Annotated in this window: 18 protein-coding genes; 11 read left to right on the top strand and 7 right to left on the bottom strand. The window is 69.0% G+C overall.

Annotated features, from left to right (window positions below; translation table 11 throughout):
- Nucleotides 1–267 precede the first annotated feature (267 nt).
- Nucleotides 268–963, top strand: a complete 696-nt coding sequence (locus ACTWP6_RS20855; protein WP_443188687.1) for a GAF and ANTAR domain-containing protein — start codon at nucleotides 268–270, stop codon at nucleotides 961–963.
- On the opposite strand, the gene ACTWP6_RS20850 is transcribed toward ACTWP6_RS20855, so the two are convergent.
- The 3 genes from ACTWP6_RS20850 to ACTWP6_RS20840 all read right to left on the bottom strand — a co-directional run bounded on the left by ACTWP6_RS20850 (nucleotide 936) and on the right by ACTWP6_RS20840 (nucleotide 3,761).
- Entirely contained in the window at nucleotides 936–2,474 is a 1,539-nt protein-coding gene (locus tag ACTWP6_RS20850; RefSeq protein WP_443188668.1) for a DUF222 domain-containing protein, read from the bottom strand. The genes ACTWP6_RS20855 and ACTWP6_RS20850 overlap by 28 nt on opposite strands.
- A gap of 83 nt (nucleotides 2,475–2,557) precedes the next feature.
- Entirely contained in the window at nucleotides 2,558–2,887 is a 330-nt protein-coding gene (locus tag ACTWP6_RS20845) for a cupin domain-containing protein (protein WP_260752556.1), read from the bottom strand.
- 40 nt (nucleotides 2,888–2,927) lie between these two features.
- Complete coding sequence (locus ACTWP6_RS20840; RefSeq protein ID WP_443188667.1) at nucleotides 2,928–3,761, bottom strand: hypothetical protein; 834 nt, start codon at nucleotides 3,759–3,761, stop codon at nucleotides 2,928–2,930.
- Nucleotides 3,762–4,073: 312 nt separating this feature from the next.
- Between ACTWP6_RS20840 and ACTWP6_RS20835 the strand changes: the two genes are divergently transcribed.
- From ACTWP6_RS20835 to katG, 5 genes are all read left to right on the top strand, one after another.
- Nucleotides 4,074–6,311, top strand: coding sequence for an NADP-dependent isocitrate dehydrogenase (locus ACTWP6_RS20835; RefSeq protein ID WP_443188666.1), 2,238 nt, complete (start codon nucleotides 4,074–4,076; stop codon nucleotides 6,309–6,311).
- A 145-nt stretch (nucleotides 6,312–6,456) separates the two neighbouring features.
- On the top strand, nucleotides 6,457–7,557 hold the full coding sequence (locus ACTWP6_RS20830; protein WP_443188665.1) for a hypothetical protein: 1,101 nt from the start codon (nucleotides 6,457–6,459) through the stop codon (nucleotides 7,555–7,557).
- 52 nt (nucleotides 7,558–7,609) lie between these two features.
- A complete protein-coding gene (locus ACTWP6_RS20825) occupies nucleotides 7,610–8,905 on the top strand; it encodes an acyltransferase family protein (RefSeq protein WP_443188664.1) in 1,296 nt (431 codons plus the stop codon).
- Nucleotides 8,906–9,014: 109 nt separating this feature from the next.
- A complete protein-coding gene (locus ACTWP6_RS20820) occupies nucleotides 9,015–9,449 on the top strand; it encodes a Fur family transcriptional regulator (protein ID WP_260752565.1) in 435 nt (144 codons plus the stop codon).
- Between the two features lie 25 nt (nucleotides 9,450–9,474).
- Nucleotides 9,475–11,715, top strand: a complete 2,241-nt coding sequence (gene katG, locus ACTWP6_RS20815) for a catalase/peroxidase HPI (protein WP_443188663.1) — start codon at nucleotides 9,475–9,477, stop codon at nucleotides 11,713–11,715.
- An 11-nt stretch (nucleotides 11,716–11,726) separates the two neighbouring features.
- On the opposite strand, the gene ACTWP6_RS20810 is transcribed toward katG, so the two are convergent.
- Together ACTWP6_RS20810 and ACTWP6_RS20805 are read right to left on the bottom strand one after the other, a co-directional pair.
- Entirely contained in the window at nucleotides 11,727–12,482 is a 756-nt protein-coding gene (locus ACTWP6_RS20810; RefSeq protein WP_443188662.1) for an STAS domain-containing protein, read from the bottom strand.
- Nucleotides 12,475–13,443, bottom strand: coding sequence for a chemotaxis protein CheB (locus tag ACTWP6_RS20805; protein ID WP_443188686.1), 969 nt, complete (start codon nucleotides 13,441–13,443; stop codon nucleotides 12,475–12,477). Before ACTWP6_RS20805 ends, ACTWP6_RS20810 begins: the two co-directional genes overlap by 8 nt.
- A 202-nt stretch (nucleotides 13,444–13,645) precedes the next feature.
- On the opposite strand from ACTWP6_RS20805, the gene ACTWP6_RS20800 reads away from it, so the two are divergent.
- Nucleotides 13,646–14,812 carry a glycosyltransferase family 4 protein gene (locus ACTWP6_RS20800; RefSeq protein WP_443188661.1) on the top strand — a complete coding sequence of 389 codons (1,167 nt, stop codon included), beginning with the start codon at nucleotides 13,646–13,648 and terminating at the stop codon, nucleotides 14,810–14,812.
- On the opposite strand, the gene ACTWP6_RS20795 is transcribed toward ACTWP6_RS20800, so the two are convergent.
- Nucleotides 14,799–14,978, bottom strand: a complete 180-nt coding sequence (locus ACTWP6_RS20795) for a hypothetical protein (RefSeq protein ID WP_260752572.1) — start codon at nucleotides 14,976–14,978, stop codon at nucleotides 14,799–14,801. The two genes, ACTWP6_RS20800 and ACTWP6_RS20795, sit on opposite strands and share 14 nt — an antisense overlap.
- A gap of 18 nt (nucleotides 14,979–14,996) precedes the next feature.
- On the opposite strand from ACTWP6_RS20795, the gene ACTWP6_RS20790 reads away from it, so the two are divergent.
- Complete coding sequence (locus tag ACTWP6_RS20790) at nucleotides 14,997–15,134, top strand: hypothetical protein (RefSeq protein ID WP_260752573.1); 138 nt, start codon at nucleotides 14,997–14,999, stop codon at nucleotides 15,132–15,134.
- A 1-nt stretch (nucleotide 15,135) separates the two neighbouring features.
- Here the strand turns inward: ACTWP6_RS20790 and ACTWP6_RS20785 are convergent, their stop codons facing one another.
- Nucleotides 15,136–16,014: a glycosyltransferase family 2 protein gene (locus tag ACTWP6_RS20785; RefSeq protein WP_443188660.1), complete on the bottom strand. Its 879-nt coding sequence runs from the start codon at nucleotides 16,012–16,014 to the stop codon at nucleotides 15,136–15,138.
- Between ACTWP6_RS20785 and ACTWP6_RS20780 the strand changes: the two genes are divergently transcribed.
- The 3 genes from ACTWP6_RS20780 to ACTWP6_RS20770 form a co-directional block, all read left to right on the top strand.
- Nucleotides 16,013–17,008 (top strand): NAD-dependent epimerase/dehydratase family protein, encoded by a 996-nt coding sequence (locus ACTWP6_RS20780; RefSeq protein ID WP_260752575.1) that lies wholly within the window; start codon nucleotides 16,013–16,015, stop codon nucleotides 17,006–17,008. The genes ACTWP6_RS20785 and ACTWP6_RS20780 overlap by 2 nt on opposite strands.
- A gap of 8 nt (nucleotides 17,009–17,016) precedes the next feature.
- Nucleotides 17,017–18,675: a carbamoyltransferase family protein gene (locus ACTWP6_RS20775; protein WP_443188659.1), complete on the top strand. Its 1,659-nt coding sequence runs from the start codon at nucleotides 17,017–17,019 to the stop codon at nucleotides 18,673–18,675.
- Nucleotides 18,672–18,883: glycosyltransferase family 2 protein (locus ACTWP6_RS20770; protein ID WP_443188658.1), on the top strand; the 212-nt coding region annotated here is incomplete at its 3' end. The genes ACTWP6_RS20775 and ACTWP6_RS20770, both read left to right, overlap by 4 nt.

The following is an 18,883-nucleotide window of genomic DNA, read 5'->3' as shown; positions in this document are numbered from 1 at the left end:
CCGCAACAGGGCATCCCACTGTCGGTAGTCTCGGCGGTGTTCATCGTCGTCGCCGGTGTGGTCGTGCACCGACGTCACACGAGCGAACGGGAACCGGTCTCGACCTGAGGGTCGCCCCGGGGCCGGGGCCGGGGCCGGAGAGGGGACTCCGTGTCCGCCAGTGACAACGTGCGGTCAGCTGGAACGCCGGGCCTGGTTGACGGGCCCAAACCCGAACTGTCCGAGGAACGGCGACATCTCTACAGCGTCGTCGAACTGGTCGACAGCATGCAGCGGCGCGCGGTCAGCGATGTCGAGTCGGTCCTGCGCGACCTCAACACCGTGACGGTCGAGTCCGTGCCCGGCGCGCAGTACGGATGCATCACCGTCGTCGGTGACAAGATCGAGTCCGTGGGGCCGACCCACCCGTATCCGGTGCTGCTCGACGACGTGCAGCGCGAGACCGGCGAAGGGCCGTGCCTGTCGGCTGCGTGGGAGCACCACACCATCAGCATCGAAAACCTCGATGTCGACGACCGCTGGCCGCAGTATCGGGACGCGGCGATCCTGCGCACCCCGGTGCGCTCGGTGCTGTCCTTCCGGCTGTTCAGCGAGGGCGGCAAACTGGCCGCGCTCAATCGGTACGCGGAGCCGACCCACGCCTTCGACGAGGAATCGGTGGAGATCGGGCTGATCTACGCCGCGCACACCACCGTGGCCTGGAACATGATGCGCCGCCAGCAGCAGTTCCGCAGTGCGCTGGCCAGCCGGGACGTCATCGGCCAGGCCAAGGGCATCCTGATGGAGCGTTTCGACATCAACGCGATGGCCGCGTTCGATCTCCTTCGCAAGATCTCTCAGGAGTCCAACATCAGACTCGCCGAGGTGGCCGAGCGGTTGGTCAACCTGGACCACCCGAACGACGAGAACGGTGGCGACGGTGGTCGCCGCCGTACTCAGAAGGGTGGGGGGTCGTTGCCGTAATCGGGTGGCGGGTGCGGGTTTTGGGGTTGTTGCTCGATGAGTCGTTGGGCGGCGTTGTGTTCACGCTCGGCCTTGATGCGGGCAGCCCTGTCCGCGGCGCGGGTGCGTTGGCGTTTGGGCATCTGGACCTCGCGGCCCGACCCGGGTGGGGGTGGGGACATCGGCGGCAGGTGCGCGGTGGTGGTGTTCCAGGTCGGGAAGAACAGCCGACTGCCGGGTGTGGTGGTGTAGGTCTGCCCGGCCGGGGTGGTCCAGATGACGGTGCCATCGGGGAGTTGTTCGTCGCGCCAGCCGTGGGGGCCACCCCAGAAGGTTTTCATCAAGTGGTGAGTTCGGCACTTGCAGTGCATGTTCGACGCGTGAGTGGGCCCGTAGGGGTACGGCACGACGTGGTCGATGTCGCAACGCTCGGCGGGAACACCGCATCCCGGGAAGCGGCAGAACACATCGCGGGCGCGGATGAACGCGGCCAGCTTCGCCGAGGGCTGGTAGTGCGGCTCGGGATCGGGGCCAGGCAGCCACAACGGCTTGATCAACGCTCCCGAGCGGATGGCCTCTGCCAACGCCACGACCGGCAGGACCTGAGCCCCCGCAAGCAACGCCACCCCGGAATCGGTGACGCAGCAATCGAGCTCAGGCTCAGGCTCGGATTCGGGCTCGGCTGTGGTGTTCTGTTGTTCGCGGTCTTCGGCGGCGATCAACTGCTTTGCGGCATCGACGGCCGCCTTGTCGGCGATCACGTGAATCACCACCGGTGATTTCGCCGGAGCGCTGGCCGGGCATGCCGAAGATCCGCACCGGCACCGCAGGTGGTCTTCGCCCCGACCGATCGCGCCCATGGCATCGGAGCGCCGCTCGCCGATGGAACGCGGATCCGCGTCACACAAACCGTTGACCAGTCGGGCAATCCGCGCCTGGTACGCCGCGGCGTCCGGCGCCAACAACAACCCCCACAACGACGTGACCGCGTCGGGGTCCTCATGTGCCCCGATCTGCACATCCCGCTGCTTGAGGGCTTCCTTGGCGCGGCGTACCGCGTCGGGGTCGTGGCGCTCGATCACGGCGTTGATCTGCTTGACCAGTTTCTCCTCCGACAGCGGTCCCCACGTCTGGGCCTTGGCTGCCAGCGCCGCGTCAACCACGGCGATGATGTCGTCGGTGACCAGATGGGTGCGCCAGGTGATCTCCGAAATCAACCGGGCGCTCAGGCGCCCCTGCAGGTACAGGGCCGCCATCTTGGGCAGCCGGTAACGCAGCGCCGTCGCAATGCACATCTGCGCCGAGGCGCGCTGCTGGCTGATCGACAAAGCGGCCCCGACCTGGCAGGCGGCGTTCTTCCACGGATCAAAGGCCCACATGCCTCGTTCGTCATCCTCATCGACCGTCAGATTCACCAACTCGGCGATCGCGGCCAACTTGCGCGCCCCGGCCTGGGCTTCTTCGCGGGCTGCCTGTTCGATCGCAGCGAGCAGGGCCGGCTCATCCCACCCCGCACACAATCTATCGAACATGTGTTCGATTCTACCTGGCCCCACCGACCGGCCAGTGCACCAATTTCCTCCGGCGCCCGCCCCCGCTGACCGGCCATGAACGACTAGGGCAGCTTCGCGACGGTCAGCAGCAGGGCCGCCTCCGTGAGCGCCACCAGCGAGTGTCGGGCGTCGGGGATGAACAGCATGTCGCCGGTGCGCGCGTCCCACTGCTGATCGCCACACACCAGCCGCACGGAACCCTTGAGCACATACAGTGAGGCCTCGCCGGGGTTCTCGTGCTCGCCGAGTTCGGCGCCCGCCGGCATCCCGATCACCGTCTGCCGCAGCACCCGTTCGTGGCCGCCCACCACGGTGTCGGCGGCGTTGCGACCGGTGGACGTCGCCTTCTCCAGCTGCTGACGGGCCAGCGCTTCGATCGACACCTTCTGCATGCCTGCCATTTGATCCGTGAAGTGTCGCAGCGTCAACCCATCAGAACGGTCGCACGCTCTGCACACTGACGACCGCGCCGTGCCCGGTCTTGTCGTTGGTGAAGCGCAGCCCCGCCGGGGTCGTCACGATGGTCCAGCCGAGTGCGCGATATGTCTTGTCCGCCAACGTCATCGGCGCCGCAGCGCCGAGGTTGCCGTCCACCCACGATCCGGTGCCGTCGGTGTTGATGCGCACGCCGTGGTAGGGCCCACTGCCGTCGACGTGCTGCTGCCAGTTGGATCCGTCGGTCTCACATCCGATGAACGTCGTCTCGACGATGCACTGCGGGTCACCGGCGGCGGTCTGCACGACGACGTAGCCGTACTGATTCGGGGGGATTGTCTCGACATCGCCGGACGGCAGTGCGGCGGGGGCGTCGACGGTGGCGCGGGCGAGGCCCGTCGCCTGGTACGACGCGACGGTGAAGCCGAAGTTCTTCAGAGGTTCCAGGTCGGACACCTCGCCGGACGGCGTCCAGATCGCCAGCGGTTTCCCGTCGACCACCGTTTCGGCGATGTGGGTGGACGGCTGCCACGACAGCATGGAGTCCATCGACGGCTCGGACTCGAAATGGTCGAAGTTCACCACGCCGTCGCCGTCTTTGGGCACGCAGGTGGCGCCTTTGACGGTATGGCGGGTCCCGGAGTCGGTGCCGGCGTCGTCGCGGCACACCGCGTCCTGCCACTCGGCCAACGAGCCTGTCACCGACTGCGCGGGCGTCACCGCCGCCGCGTTTGCCGCACCCTCGGGTGCGGGCGGCGAGGAACAGCCGGCCGCGAGCAGCGCCGTCCCCAGCGCCGCAGCACCCCAGCCCGCCCGTGTGGTCAATGACATGTCCGGCCTCTTTCGCCCATCCGTTTGCTCGATCGGCGTGAATCTAACGGTGGGCGCACCCTGCCCCCATTGAAATTGCCGGTGCCGTCACCAACCGTGATGGTGCTGTGCCGGAACTGTTCTCTTGGACGGGGGTGAGGCTCCCCAAGCGGGCCCCGTCCCACCGCCCCCCGGGCAAGAGGTGGACAGCTGGGACAGCTGATGCCGGGGCCGCAGATCGCGACTCCTACAGATCCCCGGGACGCAGTGGTTCGATAGGCTTCGCCGGAAGGGTGCCTTCGAAACTGACCGAAACTGACGCGGGAGACCACAATGAGCGCCGAGCAGCCGTCCATCATCTATACGTTGACCGACGAGGCGCCGCTGCTTGCGACCTATGCATTCCTGCCGGTGGTGCGCACCTTCGCCTCCGCGGCGGGCATCGACGTCAAGTCCACCGACATCTCGGTCGCGGCACGCATCCTGGCCGAGTTCAGCGACCTGCTGCCCGACGACCAGAAGGTGCCCGACAATCTGGCCGAGCTCGGCGAGCTGACCCAGCTGCCCGAGACCAACATCATCAAGCTGCCCAACATCAGCGCGTCGGTGCCCCAACTGCTGGCCGCGATCAAGGAACTCCGGGCCAAGGGCTACGAGCTGCCCGACTACCCGGGCGACCCGAAGACCGACGAAGAGAAGGCGATCAAGGAGCGCTACGCCAAAGTGCTCGGCAGTGCCGTCAACCCAGTTCTGCGCCAAGGCAACTCGGACCGTCGCGCACCGAAGGCGGTCAAAGAGTACGCCCGCAAGCACCCGCACAGCATGGGGGAGTGGTCCCAGGCGTCGCGCACGCATGTCGCGACGATGAAGACCGGCGACTTCTACCACGGTGAGAAGTCGATGACCATCGACAAGGACCGCAAGGTCAAGATGGTGCTGACCACCAAAGGCGGTGAGACCCTCGTCTTGAAGCCCGAGGTGGCCCTCGAGGCGGGCGATGTCATCGACAGCATGTTCATGAGCAAGAAGGCGCTGATCGCCTTCTACGAGGAGCAGATCGAGGACGCCTACAAGACCGGCGTCATGTTCTCCCTGCACGTCAAGGCGACCATGATGAAGGTCAGCCACCCCATCGTGTTCGGCCACGCGGTCAAGGTGTTCTACAAGGACGCCTTCGCCAAGCACCAGAAGCTCTTCGACGAGCTCGGTGTCAACGTCAACAACGGTATGTCCGATCTCTACGACAAGATCGAGTCGCTGCCGGCCTCGCAGCGCGAGGAGATCATCGAAGACATCCACCGCTGCCACGAGCACCGCCCCGAGCTGGCGATGGTCGACTCGGCCCGCGGCATCACCAACTTCCACTCGCCCAGCGACGTGATCGTCGACGCGTCGATGCCGGCGATGATCCGGCTCGGCGGCAAGATGTACGGCGCCGACGGCCGCACCAAGGACACCAAGGCCGTCAACCCGGAGTCCACGTTCTCCCGCATTTACCAGGAGATCATCAACTTCTGCAAGACGCACGGCCAGTTCGATCCGCGCACGATGGGCACCGTGCCCAACGTCGGGCTGATGGCCATGAAGGCCGAGGAGTACGGCTCTCACGACAAGACGTTCGAGATCCCCGAGGACGGGGTGGCCGACATCGTGGACATCGACACCGGCGAGGTGCTGCTGACCCAGAACGTCGAAGAGGGCGACATCTGGCGCATGCCGATCGTCAAGGATGTCGCGATCCGCGACTGGGTGAAGCTGGCGGTGACCCGCGCCCGGCTGTCCGGCATGCCCGCCGTGTTCTGGCTCGACACCGAGCGCCCGCACGAGGTCGAGCTTCGCAAGAAGGTCAAGACCTACCTCAAGGATCACGACACCGAGGGCCTGCAGATCCAGATCATGCCGCAGGTGTGGGCGATGCGGTACACGATCGAACGGGTGATCCGAGGCGAGGACACCATCGCGGTAACGGGCAACATTCTGCGCGACTACCTCACTGATCTGTTCCCCATCCTGGAGCTCGGCACCAGCGCCAAGATGTTGTCGATCGTGCCGTTGATGGCCGGCGGCGGGATGTATGAGACCGGCGCGGGCGGGTCCGCCCCCAAGCACGTGAGCCAGCTGCTGGAGGAGAACCACCTGCGCTGGGATTCGCTCGGCGAGTTCCTGGCCTTGGGCGCCTCCTTCGAGGACATGGGCGCCAAGGCGGGCAACAAGAAGGCCGAACTGCTGGGCAAAACGCTGGACTCGGCGATCGGCAAGCTGCTCGACAACAACAAGAGCCCGTCGCGCAAGGCCGGGGAGCTCGACAACCGCGGCAGCCAGTTCTACCTCGCGATGTACTGGGCCCAGGAACTCGCCGACCAGACCGAGGACAAGGAGCTCGCCGAGCACTTCGCGCCGCTGGCCAAGACGCTGGCCGACCAGGAGTCCACCATCGTCGAGGAACTCAACGCGGTCCAGGGCGAGCCGGCCGACATCGGCGGCTACTACTACCCGGACCCGGAGAAGACGACCAAGGTCATGCGTCCCAGCCCCACCTTCAACGAAGCGCTGGAGGCGGCACGTAGCTGACAGGGCGGCCGCTGGTTTGCTCGATTTGCCACCGGGTCAAACCCGGATTCGCCGGCACGCCGTGAACTCCGCTTGTGGCGTGCGTAACATCTCCGGTTGACCTGCCGATAAAGAGCCATCAACCGGCAACCGTCTGGGGGTAGTCATGCACGTGGTACTGGGTTTGTCACTGTCGTCGACGAGCGCTGTGTGGGTGCTCGTCGACACCCGGGACGGCAGCATCCTCGCCGACGAGGTGGTCGCGCTCGACCGTTCCGACGAGATTGCCAGCGCGGCGGCGCGCAGCGTCCAGTCGTTCTCGTTGCGCAGTGACCGCGACATCGACGCCGTCCGGCTGGTGTGGGATGACGACGACCCGGTGGCGCGCAAGCACGGCATCCGGTTGCGGACCAAGCTACGGCTGTTCGGTTTCGACAACATCGAAGCCGTCACCGAGGAGGCGGCGCGCGAGGGCAGGAACCGCACCGCCCGCCACATCGCGCCCCACATGGTGCTCGCGTACGGTGCCGCCCGTGCCGCCGCGAACGACGACGACACCGGTGTGCTGCGCCGCATCGCGGACAAGTTGCCGCACCGGGAGCCGGCCGGCATGCCCGTCGTGCCGTCGATCGTCGAGCGGGTCGGCGACCGCGCCCGCGCCGCCGTCGCCGCGATCCCGGGCGGTGTCGCGGGCCGCGCGGCCGCGGCTGCCTTGGTGGCGATGGTCGGCGGGCTGGTCGGCTACGCGCTGCTGAGCACGGGCACCCCGTCGCACGAGACGCCCGACACCGTCGCCGCCGAAGCGGTGTTGCCGGCTCCGCCGGCTGCAGTGGTGTTGCCGGCTCCGGCAGCGGTGCCCGCGGTGCCGGAGGCAGCGCCGCCGGTCGTGGCGGCCGCGCCGGCGCCGGTTCCGGTCCCGGAGGCGCCCGTCGAGCTCGAGCCCGAGTACGCCTGGGTGCCCGAGCCGGTCGCCGCCGACGAGGTCACCGTGACACCCGACGTGCCCGACGCTCTGGCCGCCGAAGTGCCCACACCGACGTCCATGCCGACCGTGCACGCAATCAATCCCGCCGCACCTCAGCCGGTTTCGACGATGATCGGCGTTCCGCACCTGTCCGGCGCCGGGCCGGTAACCGGCCCCGCGCAGGCGGTGGCCGCGCCTGTGGTCCCGGCAGCGCCCGTCACGACCGCGCCGGTGCCGGCTGCACCGCCCGCACCGCCGGCGCCCGCCGGTCCGCTGGGCGCGTTGTTCCGCGCGCTGCCCTGACGCCGGTAGAACTACTCATGCCCGGGCGGGCGTCGGCGGGCATGCTGAACGCATGACCCAGACGCCTCCGCGTGACCGTGCCCTCGACGTGGCGCGGCTGGGCTCGCTGCTGGTGGTCATGTTCGGGCACTGCGCGCTGTTGCTCGCCACCATCGACGCGTCCGGCGTGCGGATCGGCAATCTGATCGGCGAAGTGCCCGCCGTGGCGCCACTGACCTGGTTGGCGCAGGTGATGCCGCTGTTCTTCCTCGCCGGCGGCGCCGCGGCCGCGTACGACTGTCGCAGCGGGACGCCGTGGGGAGCCTGGGTGTTCGCCCGCGCGCTGCGGCTGTATCGGCCTGTCTTCTGGTATCTCGGGGCCTGGTGCGCCGGCCTGCTCGTCGCGCGGCTGGTGTTCGGCGCCGGCTCGGCGGCCCGGCTGGGCGGCGAGAGCGTTGCGCTGTTGTGGTTCCTCGGCGTGTACGTGGTCGCGCTGGCCTTCGTGCCGGTGTTGATGCGCCTGCGCGACGGGCGCGCGGTGGCGTTCACCGTGGCCGGACTGACCGCGGCCGCGGCGGTGATGGACGCGGTGCGGCTGTCCACCGGTGAGGCGGGGGCCGGGGTGCTCAACTTCCTGTTCGTCTGGTTGATCCCGGTGGCCATCGGTGTCGGCTACGCCCGCGGTCTGGTGACGCGCCGCGTCGCCGTCGTCGTGGGCGTCGCGGCGCTGTCGGCGCAGCTGGCCCTCGTCGGGTACGGGCCGTACGAGACATCGCTCGTCGTCACCGGCGCCGAGGATCTTTCCAATGTCGCGCCGCCCACGCTGGTGCTCGCGCTGCACTGCATCTGGATGTCGTGCGCGTTCGTCTGTGTCGCCACGCCCCTGCGGCGCTGGGCCGCCCGTCCCCGCGTGTGGCGCGTCGTGTCCGCGGGCAACGCGGGCGCGATGACGCTGTATCTCTGGCACATCGTGGCCATCGCGATTGCCGCGTTCGGATTGCACGCCGCAGGCCTCGACGCCTACGACGCGGCGGCGCCGGGATTCTGGGGCCGGCTCGCGCTGAGGGGCGTCGTGTTCGCCGCGGTGATGTTCGGGCTCTTCCGGCTGCTGACACCGTTGGAGCGCCGGCCGCTGCCCGAGTGGGACCGGCCGGTGGGGGCGGCCGGCACCCGCGCCGCGATGGCCGGCGCGCTGACGTGCCTGTCGGCGGTCGCACTGGTGGTGACCGCGAAATTCGGGCTGGGCACCGCAGCGGGTTGGTCCGCGCTGGGCGCCTTCCTGGCGCTCGCCGCGACGGCCAGGCTGTGTGCGACCGTGCCGGGCGTGCCCAGCGTCCCGCCGGCACGGACAGTGCTCGGCTCGCCCTGACGGACAATCTGAGTTCGCGTCGTGGATGTGCGGGACAGAACGCGAATGCCTGTCCCAAGTTCTCCGGAAAACTTGATTTAATCCAAAAAGCAGACAAGTATCGGTACCGATGACCGACCAACCCGACTACTCGACGGTGCTCAGGTCGGCGGCGCTACGTGTCACGCGGCCGCGGATGGCGGTATTACACGCCGTCGGAGAGCATCCCCACGCCGACACCGAACTCATCATCAACGCGACCCGCGAACTGCTTCCCGATGTGTCGCGCCAGACCGTTTACGACGCGCTGAACGCCCTTGCCGCAACAGGATTGGTGCGACGAATCCAGCCGGCCGGCTCGCTGGCCCGGTACGAGGCCCGCGTCGGCGACAACCACCACCACGTCGTGTGCCGATCCTGCGGAGTGATCGCCGACGTGGACTGCGCGGTTGGTGACGCCCCCTGTCTGACCGCATCGGACGATCTCGGCTTCGAGGTCGACGAGGCAGAGGTCATCTACTGGGGCATCTGCCCCGACTGTTCGACAGCCCCATCCCCGCAATGATGTACGGATTACGAAAGGGAACACTGTGACCGATACCTCCGACGCCCGCCCCCCGCACCCCGGCACCGACATCCACGGCCACAGCGAGAGCGAAAACCCGGTGATTCACTCGCCGGAGCCCAAAGTCCATGCACCGCTGACGAACAAGGACTGGTGGCCCCAGCAGGTCGACGTCTCGGTGCTGCACAAGCAGAACGAGAAGGGCAACCCGCTCGGCGAGGACTTCGACTACGCGACCGAGTTCGCCAAGCTCGATGTCGAGGCGTTCAAGCGTGACGTCATCGACCTGATCAACACCTCGCAGGACTGGTGGCCCGCCGACTACGGCAGCTACGCGGGACTGTTCATCCGCATGAGCTGGCACGCCGCCGGCACCTACCGCATCTTCGACGGACGCGGTGGCGCGGGCCAGGGCTCCCAGCGGTTCGCGCCGCTCAACAGCTGGCCGGACAACGCCAACCTGGACAAGGCACGCCGGCTGCTGTGGCCCATCAAGCGCAAGTACGGCAACAAGATCTCCTGGGCCGACCTCATCGCGTACGCCGGCAACGCCGCGCTGGAGTCGGCGGGTTTCCAGACCTTCGGCTTCGCGTTCGGCCGCGAGGACATCTGGGAGCCCGAGGAGATGCTGTGGGGCCAGGAGGACACCTGGCTGGGCACCGACAAGCGCTACGGTGGCACCAACGACAGCGACCGCAAGCTCGCCGAGCCCTTCGGGGCCACCACGATGGGTCTGATCTACGTCAATCCCGAAGGGCCCGAAGGCAAGCCGGATCCGCTGGCGGCCGCGCACGACATCCGCGAGACGTTCGGCCGGATGGCGATGAACGACGAGGAGACCGCTGCGCTGATCGTCGGCGGCCACACCCTGGGCAAGACCCACGGCGCGGCCGATGTGAACGTCGGTCCCGAACCGGAGGGCGCACCGATCGAGGAGCAGGGCCTGGGCTGGAAGTGCCCGTTCGGCACCGGCAACGCCGGCGACACCGTCACCAGCGGTCTTGAGGTCGTGTGGACCACCACGCCCACCAAGTGGAGCAACGCCTACCTGGAGCTGTTGTACGGCTACGAGTGGGAGCTGACCAAGAGCCCGGCCGGCGCCTGGCAGTTCGAGGCCAAGGACGCCGAGGCGATCATCCCGGATCCGTTCGGCGGCCCGCCGCGCAAGCCCACCATGTTGGTCACCGACGTCTCGATGCGGGTCGATCCGATCTACGGACAGATCACCCGGCGCTGGCTCGACCATCCCGAGGAGATGAACGCGGCGTTCGCCAGGGCGTGGTACAAGCTCATGCACCGCGACATGGGCCCGGTCAGCCGCTACCTGGGACCGTGGGTGGCCGAGGCGCAGCTCTGGCAGGACCCGGTGCCCGCCGTCGATCACGAACTGATCGACGAATCGGACATTGCGGCGCTGAAGAACTCTGTGCTGCAGTCGGGTCTGTCAGTGCCCCAGCTCGTGAAGACGGCCTGGGCGTCGGCGTCGAGCTTCCGTGGGACCGACAAGCGCGGCGGCGCCAACGGTGCCCGTCTGCGCCTTGAGCCGCAACGCAATTGGGAAGCCAACGAGCCGTCCGAACTCAACAAGGTGCTGCCGGTGCTGGAGAAGATCCAGCAGGACTTCAACGCGTCGGCGACCGGCGGCAAGAAGGTCTCCCTGGCCGACCTGATCGTGCTGGCGGGTTCGGCGGCGGTCGAGAAGGCCGCCAAGGACGGCGGTTACGAGATCTCGGTGCACTTCGCGCCCGGCCGCACCGACGCCTCGCAGGAGCAGACGGACGTGGACTCGTTCGCGGTGCTCGAACCGCAGGCGGACGGCTTCCGTAACTACGCGAAGCCGGGAGAGAAGGCCCCGCTCGAGCAGCTGCTGGTCGACAAGGCGTACTTCCTCGACCTGACCGCTCCCGAGATGACGGCCCTGATCGGCGGTCTGCGCACGCTGAACGCCAATCACGGCGGCAGCAAGCACGGTGTGTTCACCGACCGGCCCGGCGTCCTCAGCACGGATTTCTTCGTGAACCTGCTGGACATGGGCACGGAGTGGAAGCCGTCGGTGGCCACCGAGAACGTCTATGAAGGCAAGGACCGGGCCACCGGCCAGCCGAAGTGGACCGCGACGGCGGCCGACCTGGTGTTCGGCTCGAACTCCGTGCTGCGCGCGCTGGCCGAGGTGTACGCCCAGGACGACAACAAGGGCAAGTTCGTCGAGGACTTCGTCGCCGCTTGGGTCAAGGTGATGAACAACGACCGCTTCGACCTGCGCTGACCCCCTGAAGGTCAGAGCCGGTTCTCGGTTCCGAGTACCGCCCACACCGTCTTCCCACTGACCGTCGGTGTTGAGCCCCACGCACGGCTCAACGTCGCGACGATGGTCAGCCCGGAGACGGTGTGGGCGCCGGACGCCGAACCTTCATGCCGCGCCGCCGGATTGACGGACCCGTCGTTGACCGCCACGGTCACCCGGCCGTCGTGGATCTCCAGGACGAGCACCGGCCGGCTCGAGGTGTGCTCGAGGACGTTCTCGACGAACACGGTGGCCACAGTCGAAGCGGTCCGGATCATCTCGGGGCGGCCCCACCGGGTCAGCCACTGCGCCGCCAGCTCCCGGGCCTGTCCGAGGCTGCTGCGGTCAGCCTCGAGCTGGGCGGACGCCCGCCGCCGGATGCGCTGGGAGTCTCCGATCGACGCCACAGCGCCGGCCATGTCGGAGCGCACCGGAACATAGCGGGCCGCACCCGACCGGGTGATGGACCTGCGGCCCGCCGGATGGTCGCACACCAGGATGACCGGGACATCCGGCCATGTGCTGACATGCCAGCGCGCGCTGGTGAACGCGGTCCATGCGCTGTCGGTGGGCACCCGCAGGCCACTGACGTCGACCAAGACCGCCGTCGGCTCGTCCAGCGCGGCCTTGATGATGCTGTCGCGGACCTGCCGGTAGGTCGAGCTGTCCAGGGTGCCGGCCACCGTCAGCGTGGTGCTGCCCTCCGGTGACGGTGTCACCGCGACGTCGACGGAACTGCGGTCACTCATCCTCGGCGGGCGCTCCGGTGTCGACGAGTGCGATGCGTTCCCGCAGGACCGCCAGTGCCTTGTCGGTCTCGGCGGCCAGCGCCGTATACCGGCGGCGAACGTCCGTTGAGATGGCCTTGCCGGCGAGTTGATGCGCCAGCCGTGCCTTCTCCTGAAGGCTGCGCACCGCGACCAGCAGCGCGTTGTGCACCTCGCTGTCCCTGGCCGAGAGCAACGCGTCGGCACTCCACGCGTGACCGATGTGGCATCGGTAGTAACCCTCGTCCACCGTCTGCAGCGATCCGTTGCAGTCCGGACATGTGAAACCCGAAGGCGTGCCGAACAATTCGGGCTCCAGTTCGGCGGAGAGCGGTTCGGTCATGGCGATCCGGTTCTCCAGCTCCAGGTACGGGTCGGGGAGCCGGTCGCGCCGCACGACGTCGTGCGCGGCGAGCTCGGTGAGGACCGACCCGATGTTCACCGCGGAGACGGCGCGGTCCACCACCCCGGCGCGCAGCGCATTGGTAGGCATCGTGGGGAACAGGGCGTCGTCCGGTGACTGGCACAGGGTGGTGCCGCCGCGGGCCCGGATCGCTGCCAGGCCCAGCACGCCGTCGTCGAGGACTCCCGACAGCAGCACGCCGACCGCTCGCGGTCCGAATGCCACCGCCACCGAACGGAACAGCGCGTTCAGCGCCGGGCGGTGCCCGTTCTCACTGGGACCGTTCGACAGCACGATGTGGTGGCCGCGGGTCAGCAGGTGGCGGCCCGGCACCGCCACGTAGATGCGGCCGGCCTCGAGCTTCGTCCCGTTCTGAGCGCTCACCGCGGGCAGCGGACCCGCGCGGTTGATGATCTGCGCCAGCACACTGGGCCCGTGGGTGGGCAGATGCAGCGCCATCAGGACCGCGAACGGCAGGTCGGCGGGCAGCCCGGATGCGGCCTTCGACAATGCTTCGACACCGCCTGCGGAGCCGCCCATCGCCACCGCTCCGCGCAGCTCGTCCTTCGGCGAGGCAGTCACGATTCAGTGTTACCCGCTGGCTGCGCCGGTAACCGATTTTCGCCACGAAGTCCCGCGGGCGAAGCCGGTGGGACAGAACACGAAGAGGACGCGGCCGATCCGTTTGGTTTGCGCCGGTTGCGGCAGTTCTATCGCAGAGTGCTGTTGCGGGAGGGTTCAGATGAAGCTGGCGATGGTGGGCGCGGTGTCCGGTGACGAGCGAATCGACTGCGGCCGCTACGACGTGATGGCTCTGGCCGAGGCACTGGCGCGACACGGGCACGAGGTGCGGGTGCTCACCGCGGCTGCCCCGAAGACACCGCTGCCCGCACCCGAGGGTGTCGTCGTGGAGCGGCTACCGGTCGACACCACCGGCATGACACGCCCCGAAGACCTCATCCCGCTCATCGGCGACATGGGGCACCACCTTGTCGAAACGTTCGACGGCACGGCGCCCGACGTCGTTCACTGCCAGGGCTGGGCCTACGGCATGGCGGCCCAGCTCGCCGCCAAACGGCGCCCCGTGGCCACGGTGCAGGCCTTCGCCGGTTTGAGCGCGACCGCCCGGCGGCGTCGCGGGAACGTCGGCCAGCCCGCGACCACCGTCAAGATCGAATCCCTGCTGGCCCGCAACGCCACCGCGGTGACGGTGGCGTGCCACGATGACATGCAGGAAGTCATCCGGCTGGGATGCCCGCGCGCGCGGGTCGCGGTGCTTCCGCCCGGCATCGAGGTCGACGAGGTTCCCGCCGAGGAGATCGTGTCTCGGGGCGCCGAGCCGTCTCGCCGGATCGTCGCCGTGGCGCGTGACTTCACCCCGCAGCAAGGCCTCGGGCAGATGGTGCGGGTGCTGCCTTCGGTGGGCGCCGCGGAACTCGTGCTGGTCGCCACCGACGCCGCTGAAGGACCCCACGCCGGCCAGATCATCGACATGGCGCGCACGCTCAAAGTCGACACGCGGGTGCGCCTGCATGCCGGCGCCACCGGCGACGAGCTGACCGCGCTGTTCCGCACGGCCGACGTGGTGGTTGCGCCGGCGCTGTACGAGCCGTCGTGCGACGCGGTGCTGCAGGCGATGGCGTGCGGCGCAGCGATCGTCGCCCCGGCCGCCGGCGGTGTGCGCGACGCGGTCATCGCCGACGTCACAGGGCTGCTGGTGCCTCCGGGCAGACTCGACGCGCTGGCCCGTGCGCTGCGGTCGATCCTCGGGCAGATGGTGCTGCGCCAGGGGATGGGTCTGGCCGGCCGCTCGCGTGCCCGCTCCCGCTACAGCTGGGACCGGATCGCGACGGACGCCGAGGTGGTGTACGACTCGGCGCGCAACCGCAAACCCGTCAACGTGCACTGAGCTGCGCGTCAACGTCGACCGCGAATACTTGAAAGTCGCTGTGCATCAGCGCTTTTGAATTCTTTCGGGTGATCATGAACTTCTTCGCCCGAAACCGTTTGGTGAATTCTCTTAAGGGTATTTCGCGCGCCATGCCGCCGATCTGTCGGCGCCGCTCGGTGCTCATCTGGCACGTCCACGGTTCGTGGACGGAGGCCTTCGTCGCCGGTGGACACGGCTGCGCCGGGCGGGCAGGCAGCGGGTGCACGAACGCTACACCTGGGACCGGGTGGCACGCGACACCGCGGCCATCTACGGCCGGCTCGCGGAGACGGCACGGTGAGTCAGCTGGTCTCCAGCGTCCGGACCGCCCGCTCCACCGGGGCGGGCAGCCGGTGCCGGGCCGACATGACCGCGGGCACCGCGCGCAGCGCCTCGCCCAGCGCCCTGGCATGGGCCCGATCGCGGGTCGCCGCCCGCGCGAAATCCGCTGAGCTGCACACACATCGGCGCAGCGGCCGCCGCAGCCAGGCGGTCAGCACGGTGTTGCGCAGCACCCGCGCCTTCTCAGCCGAGCTCGACTCACGCCGCGGCGACGGGCGGTGGTATGCGGTCAAGCGGTCACAGAAGCACAGGTCCCAACCGTGGCTGGCCAGGTCCAGCGCCAGCAGCTGTTCCTCACCGCGAAAGTGCAGGATCGGGGAGAACCCGCCGACCGCCTGGAAGGCCGACCGGCGGACGATCGCCGAGCACGCCTGGAACCCGAGGAGGGACGGTCCGGGCAATCTCGGGTCGCGGCCCAGCGGGCTCCCGGCGAGGTCGGCGACGATCGGGTCCTCGCGCAGGTCGGGCCAGACGAGCGTCCGGCCGGCGAGCACCGCCACCGACGGGTGGGCATCGAAGACCTCTTCGGCGATGGCCGGCGCGTCCGGCTCCCACCACGAATCGTCGTCGCAGAACGCCACGTACGGGGTCGCGCAGTGCGCCACCCCGACGTTGCGTCCCACCGCGCCGAGGTTGTCGGGCAGCGCGATCACGGAGAGCCGATGGCCCGAAGCGGCCGCGATGCGCGTGGCCACGGCGACGGAATCGTCGCAAGAATTGTTGTCCACCAGGATGATCGGGGACCGAGTGGTGTCCAGCAACAACTGCAGCACCACGGCGAGCTCCTCGCAGCGGTTCCGGCTGGCGATCACGAACGAGGTGCGGGAGCCCGATAGCATGACCTCCGGTGCTACCCGCCCCGAGGCCGGACAAACCCGCTTCGCGCGGGTGCTGGTCACCGGCGGCGCGGGATTCCTGGGCAGGCACCTGTGCGCGGCACTGGTCCGGTGCGGCGCGCAGGTGGTGTGTGTCGACAACCTGTCCACCAGCTCAAGAGACGCCGACCCCGTGCCCGGTGTCGAGTTCGTCCACCACGACGTCAGCCGTCCACTGCCCGAGCCGTGGCGGCACACGGCGTTCGACACGATCTTCCACCTCGCGTGCCCGGCGTCCCCACCGGACTATCTGCGGCTGCCGCTGGCGACGCTGCGGACCGGGGCACTGGGCACCGCCGAGGTGCTCGACATGGCCGACCGGCACGGCGCCCGCGTGGTGCTGGCGTCGACCAGCGAGGTGTACGGGGACCCCCTGGAACACCCCCAGTGCGAAACCTATTGGGGTAACGTCAATCCCATCGGGCCGCGGAGCGTGTACGACGAGGCCAAACGCTATGCCGAGGCATTGGCCTTCGCCCACCGCAGGGAACGGGGCACCGACATCGGGGTGGCCCGGATCTTCAACACCTACGGGCCGGGTATGCGTCCGGACGACGGCCGGATGGTGCCGACGTTCTGTGGTCAGGCGCTGCGCGGCGAGCCGCTCACCGTGGCCGGCGACGGCACCCAGACCCGTTCCCTGTGTTACGTCGACGATACGATCGCCGGCCTGATCGCCCTGGCGGCCGCCGACTGTCCCGGGCCGGTGAACATCGGCAACCCGGTGGAGCTGCCGGTCTTGCGCTGCGCCGAGATCATCCGCGATCTGGTCGGCGCACAGGTGCCGATCGAGCACCTCCCTGCCGCCACCGACGACCCACAGCGCCGGTGCCCCGACATCACGGTCGCCAGGCAACGGCTGGGCTGGTCGCCGAAGGTCGGCTACCTCGACGGGCTCACCGCCACCGTGGAGTGGTTCCGCTGCGCCCTCCAGCCGATGTCGGAACCCCGAACCTGAGGAGAAACATGCGAATTCTCGGTGTCAACGCGGTCTTTCACGATCCCGCCGCTGCGGTGGTGGTCGACGGACAGATCGTGGCCGCGGCCGAGGAGGAGCGATTCTCACGGCGCAAGCACGGCAAGCAGGCGGTGCCGTTCTCGACCTGGGAGCTGCCGGTGGCCGCGGCCCGCTGGTGCCTGGAGGAGGCCGGCCTGAGGCCACCGGACCTGGATGCGGTCGGCTACTCCTACGAACCGGCGCTGATGGACGGGGAGAACGGGCAGACCGACGGCCTGGACCGCGACTGGGAGTATCTGCGCACGATGTACGCGCAGCGGGCGCCGCGATTCCTGGCGACCGCCCTGCCAGGACTGGATCCGTCCGTCGTGCGCCACGTCCGCCATCACGTCGCGCATGCGGCGTCGACCGCGCTGGCCTCACCGCACCCGGACACCGCGGTGCTCGTGGTCGACGGCCGCGGGGAGCGCACCTCGATGCTGGCCGGGGTGTACCGCGACCAGAAACTCGACGTGCTGGCTTCTCAGCCGTTGCCGCACTCCCTGGGCCTGCTCTACGAGAGCCTCACCGAACACCTGGGATTCGCGCGCTCCAGCGACGAGTACAAGGTGATGGCGATGGGCTCCTACGGGAGCCCGCGGTTCGCCGACCGACTGCGCGAGAAGGTGTACGCGCGCGGGGACGGAGGCTTCCAGACCGAGCCCGTCGACTGGACCGAGTTCGCGCCGCCGCGGACACCGACGCCCCGCGAGAAGATCTCCGCGCTGGCCCGACCCGAGCCGGTCTATGCCGACCTGGCGTGCAGCGTCCAGCGCGTGGTCGAGGAGGTGCTCCTCGACCTGGCCGGGTGGCTGCGCCGGCGTGTCGACGGCGACAGTCTGTGCCTGGCCGGCGGGGTCGCACTGAACTGCGTCGCCAATTCCCGCATCTACGCCGAGAGCGGATTCGACCGGGTGTGGGTCCAGCCCGCCGCCGGCGACGCCGGGACCGCGCTCGGCGCGGCACTGGCCCTGGCCGCCGAGGCCGGTGACCGCATCGCGCCGATGCCGTCGGCCCAGCTGGGCCGCGGCTGGACCGACGCGCAGATCGGTACGGTGCTGGACCGGGCGGCGGTGCCGTACGAGCGGCCCGCCGATCTGGCCGGCGCGGTCGGTGACGCCCTGGCCGACAACCAGCTCGTCGGGTGGTTCCAGGGCCGCTCGGAGTTCGGTCCGCGGGCGCTGGGCGGGCGGTCGCTGCTGGCCGATCCGCGCAGCGTGGCGAACCTGGAACGGCTCAACGACGTCAAGGGACGCGAGCAGTTCCGCCCGGTCGCCCCGATGGTGCTGGCCGACCGCGCCGGTGAGATCTTCGGCCGCGGTCCGCTGCCGAGCCGCTACATGCTGTTCGTGCACGACGTTGACGAACGGTGGCGCGCCCGCATCCCGGCGGTCACCCACGTCGACGGCACCGCGCGTGTCCAGACCGTCGACGACGGTCAGCCCCTGCTGCACGCCGCCATCACCCGGTTCGCGGGCCGCACCGGCGTGCCGGTGGTGGTGAACACCAGCTTCAACACCGCCGGCCGGCCCATGGTCGACAGCCCGCAGGACGCGCTGGAGTGCTTCGGCAGCGCGCCGATCGACCTGCTCGCCATCGGTCCCTACCTGATCCGGCGGCCGCGATGAGCATGGACGTCACCCTGGTGATCCCGACCATCGGCCGGAAGTCGTTGGCGCAGTTGCTGTGCGCGCTGCAGCGCGACGCCGGGCCGCGGCCCGCGGAGATCCTGGTGGTCGACGACCGTGCCAGGCCGGGACCGCTGCCACTGCCCGACGGTGTGACCGTGCAGGTGCTGCACGGCGGCGGATGCGGCCCCGAGGAGGACCACAACAC

Origin of the sequence: Mycobacterium sp. 4D054, from assembly GCF_052245755.1 — a bacterium.
Taxonomy (GTDB): domain Bacteria; phylum Actinomycetota; class Actinomycetes; order Mycobacteriales; family Mycobacteriaceae; genus Mycobacterium.
The sequence above is the reverse complement of the archived record's forward strand: the minus strand, read 5'-3'. Positions and strand labels throughout refer to the sequence as shown.